The 3498-nt window shown below is 69.4% G+C and carries 3 protein-coding genes and 1 rRNA gene; all 4 read left to right on the forward strand.

Annotation, left to right across the window (positions count from 1 at the left end; all coding sequences use genetic code 11):
- A 5S ribosomal RNA gene (gene rrf, locus ACIA73_RS41865) occupies positions 1–93 on the forward strand; the annotation flags it as partial.
- 75 nt (positions 94–168) lie between these two features.
- Entirely contained in the window at positions 169–813 is a 645-nt protein-coding gene (locus tag ACIA73_RS41870) for an HAD family hydrolase (protein ID WP_399444272.1), read from the forward strand.
- Between the two features lie 68 nt (positions 814–881).
- Positions 882–2108, forward strand: coding sequence for an MFS transporter (locus ACIA73_RS41875; RefSeq protein WP_399444273.1), 1227 nt, complete (start codon positions 882–884; stop codon positions 2106–2108).
- Positions 2077–3261, forward strand: coding sequence for an acetoin utilization protein AcuC (locus ACIA73_RS41880; RefSeq protein ID WP_399444274.1), 1185 nt, complete (start codon positions 2077–2079; stop codon positions 3259–3261). The genes ACIA73_RS41875 and ACIA73_RS41880 overlap by 32 nt, the downstream gene beginning before the upstream one ends.
- Positions 3262–3498 lie beyond the last annotated feature (237 nt).

Raw genomic sequence — 3498 nt, forward strand, 5'->3', positions numbered from 1 at the left:
CGCCCGGTTTACATTCCGAACCCGGAAGCTAAGCCTTTCAGCGCCGATGGTACTGCAGGGGGGACCCTGTGGGAGAGTAGGACGCCGCCGAACAAATTTTATAAAAGCCGCAGGCCCCGAGTCGTTTTGACTCGGGGCCTGCGGCTTTTTTGCGTTTAGGGTCGAACCATGCGCTACGACCTGGTGATCTTCGACAATGACGGCGTCCTCGTGGACAGTGAGCCGCTCTCCAACACCATCCTGTCCGGGTATCTGACCGAGCTCGGGCACCCCACGACGTACGAGGAGTCCCTGCGGGACTACATGGGGGCCGCCGTGCACCGGGTGCACGACCTGGTGCGGGAGAGGAGTGGGCAGGAGCTGCCGGCGGACTTCGAGGAGACGCTGCACGGGCGGATCTTCGAGGCCTTCGAGCGGGAGCTCCAGCCGGTGCGGGGAATCGAGGACGTACTGGGAAAGCTGGTCGCGGACGGGGTTCCGTACTGTGTGGCGTCCTCCGGGACGCACGAGCGGATCAGGGTGGCCCACCGGCGGACCGGGCTCGACGAGTGGTTCGAGGACGAGTGGCTGTTCAGCTCGCAGGACGTGGGGAAGGGAAAGCCGGCGCCGGACCTGTTTCTGTACGCCGCCCAGCAGATGGGGGTGGCGCCGGAGCGGTGTGTGGTGGTCGAGGACAGTCCGCTCGGGGTGCGGGCGGCGAACGCGGCGGGGATGGACGTCCTCGGGTTCACCGCGATGACGCCGGCCGAGCGGCTGGCCGGGGCGACCGGCTACTTTTCGGATATGGCTGAACTTCCGGGGTTGTTGATCTGAGGCGCAGGTCATATTGGGTGCGTGATCCATCTACCCATGAGTAGCCGGGAGTCGTACGCTCTGCGGTCATGACAGATGCGCGCCTGCGGTACGGCAGGGCCTCATTGGCGTTGAGTTTCTTCGCCCAGGGGGTGGCCTTCGCCGTCCTCGTGACCCGAATACCGGCCCTCCAGAACCAGTACGGGATATCCGACTCGGTACTGCCGGTCTTCCTGGCTGCGGTGCCGATCCTCGCGGGGGTCGGCAGTGTGGTCGCCGAGGCGCTGGCGAAGCGAGTCGGTGCGGCGGCGGTGCTGCGGTGGTCCCAGCCGGTGGTCCTGCTCGCGTTGATCGGGGTCGGACTCGGGCGCGAAATGTGGCAAGTGGCCGTCGCGCTCGGGGTGTTCGGGCTGTCCGTCGGGTTGCTGGACGCGTCCATGAACATGCTGGGGGTCAGCCTCCAGCGGGCGTACGGGCGAAGCATCATGCTCGGCTTCCATGCGGCGTACAGCCTCGGCGGGATCGCCGGGGCGTCGCTGGCGTGGGTGGGGGCGCACTGGCATCTGTCGCTGCTGAGCACCTACTTGCCGGCGGTGTGTCTGCTGCTGCCGGCCGCGCTGATCGGGAGCCGCTGGTACGTCGATGCCAAGGGCGCCGATGCCAAGGAGGAGGGCCGGGGCGGGGCGGAGGGGGCAGGCAGGAAGGCGGCTGCGGCGGGCTTCTCGTTCAAGCTGCTGATGCCGCTGTGCCTGGTGATGACCTTCGCGTACATCGGGGACTCGACCGTCTCCAACTGGAGTGCCAAGTACCTCCAGGACGTGCTGGGTTCGAGTGAGGCGCTGGCGACCGTTCCGTACAACGTCTACATGGTGACGACGCTGATCGGGCGGACCGTCGGGGACTTCGGGGTGCGGCGGTTCGGGGCGGTCGCGGTGGTGCGGGCCGGGGCCGTGGTCGCGGCTCTCGGGTTCGCGGTGGTGGCGGCGGCGCCGGGGGCGTGGGTGGGGATGCTCGGATTCACGTTGCTGGGGTTCGGGCTCTGTGTGATCGTGCCGCAGACCTTCGCGGCGGCGGGGCGGATGTTCCCGGGGGCGAGCGATGTCGCGGTGGCGCGGCTCAATATCTTCAATTACGTGGGGTTCCTGATCGGTTCGCCGTTGGTGGGGGCGCTCGGAGACGCCTGGAGCTATCGGGGGGCGATGCTGGTGCCGATGGCCATGGTGCTGGTGACGCTGGTGTATGCCCGCTCCTTCGCGCCGGAGGGCGACCGATACGGTGGCGGGCATGAGCGGCCGCGCACTGTTGATGTGGGATGACGCCGTAACGGCGTACAACTTCGGGGAACAGCACCCGATGGATCCGGTCCGGCTCGCACTGACCATGGGGTTGGTGCGGGCCTATGGGCTTGATGGGGCTGTTGATGTGGTGGCGGCGCCGGCTGCTGGGGACTCGACGTTGCACCTGGTGCATCGCGAGGACTATGTGGCGGCGGTGCGGGCGGCGTCGGAGAATCCGCGGGCGGCGGATCCGGCGTACGGGCTGGGGACGGAGGACGACCCGGCCTTCAAGGGCATGCATGAGGCTGCCGCGTTGATCGCGGGGCAGTCGGTGGGCGCTGCCGAGGCGTTGTGGCGGGGGGACGCGGCGCATGCGGTGAACTTCGCGGGTGGGCTGCACCATGCGATGCCGGGAGCGGCGGCGGGGTTCTGCGTCTACAACGACGCTTCGCTGGCGATCGCGCGGCTGCTGGAGATGGGCGTGGAGCGGGTCGCCTACGTGGATGTGGATGTGCATCACGGGGACGGGGTGCAGACGGCGTTCTGGGAGGATCCGCGGGTTCTGACGATTTCGGTGCATGAGCATCCGCGGTTTTTGTTTCCGTTTTCGTCCGGGTGGCCGGAGGAGACCGGGGCGGACGGGGCCGCTGAGGGGAGTGCGGTCAATGTGGCGTTGCCGGCGGGGACCGGGGACGAGGGGTGGCTGCGGGCCTTTCATGCGGTGGTGCCGGAGTTGTTGGCGGACTTCCAACCGCAGGTGCTGGTGACGCAGCACGGGGCGGATACGCACTTCGAGGATCCGTTGGCGCATCTGGCGGTTTCGCTGGATGCGCAGCGGGCGGTGCAGGCGGCGTGTCATGACCTGGCGCATGCGTATGTGGAGGGCGGGAAGTGGCTGGCGCTGGGGGGCGGGGGATATGCGGTGGTGGATGTGGTGCCGCGGTCGTGGACGCATTTGGTGGGGATCGCGGCGCATCGGCCGGTTGAGCCGGAGTCGGTGATTCCGGAGGCTTGGCGGGACGAGGTGTATGCGCGGACGCGGGGGGAGGGGCGGGGGCCGGGGAGGATGACGGATGGGAGGACGCCTCGGTGGAGGGGGTGGGAGGAGGGGTATGACCCGGGGGATCGGGTGGATCAGGCGGTGTTGGGGGTGCGGAGGGCGGTGTTTCCGCTGAGGGGGTTGTTGGCGTAGGAGGGGGGTGCCTCCTACCGAGGGGGTGGGGGTCAAGGGGGTTCCCTTGGCCCCTTTTTGGGTTTTCGGGGGTACGGGGTCGGGGTGGGCCGGGGCGGGTGGGGTGCGACTCCGTCGGGGGCCGCCCCCTTGCCCGCCCGTTCCGCCCCCGGGGGGCGGCCCCCGGGGGCCCCCCGGGGGGGGGGGGGTGGGGGGGGGGGGGGGGGGCGCGCGCGCCCGAGGGCCGGCGCGGGCGGG

The organism is Streptomyces sp. NPDC051561, assembly GCF_044454195.1.
GTDB lineage: Bacteria > Actinomycetota > Actinomycetes > Streptomycetales > Streptomycetaceae > Streptomyces.